The organism is Bacillus cereus group sp. BfR-BA-01524 (genome assembly GCF_022662595.1).
In the GTDB taxonomy this organism is placed as follows: domain Bacteria; phylum Bacillota; class Bacilli; order Bacillales; family Bacillaceae_G; genus Bacillus_A; species Bacillus_A thuringiensis_S.
The window spans coordinates 1-362 of the sequence record NZ_JAKUDW010000317.1 but is presented as its reverse complement, the minus strand read 5'-3'; the positions used below and the strand labels follow the sequence as shown (position 1 = coordinate 362).

Here is a 362-nt window from a genome sequence, read left to right as displayed (position 1 = left end):
TGAAGCAGTAGTTGGATGTACTAATTATATAGTAAAACCAGGAGAGAATTATAGTAAATCCATACCTATAGGAAAGCCTATTTTTAATACTGAAATGTATGTATTAGATACCTCTTTACAACCCGTACCTATTGGTGTTCATGGAGAACTATATATTGGAGGAGTGGGATTAGCAAAAGGGTATTATAAACGACCGGAATTAACTGCGGAAAGATTTATTAAATCTCCATTCGATAGTAATGAGGAACAGGAATTGTATAAAACTGGAGATATAGTACGTTATTTACCAAATGGAAATCTTGAGTATATTGACCGCATAGATCAACAAGTTAAATTGAGAGGATTTAGAATTGAATTAGGAG

At 32.9% G+C, this 362-nt stretch carries 1 protein-coding gene; it reads left to right on the top strand.

Translation table 11 applies throughout. The features are described 5' to 3' along the window. The coding region (locus MR170_RS31255; protein WP_242310698.1) for an AMP-binding protein at positions 1-362 on the top strand (362 nt) is incomplete at both ends.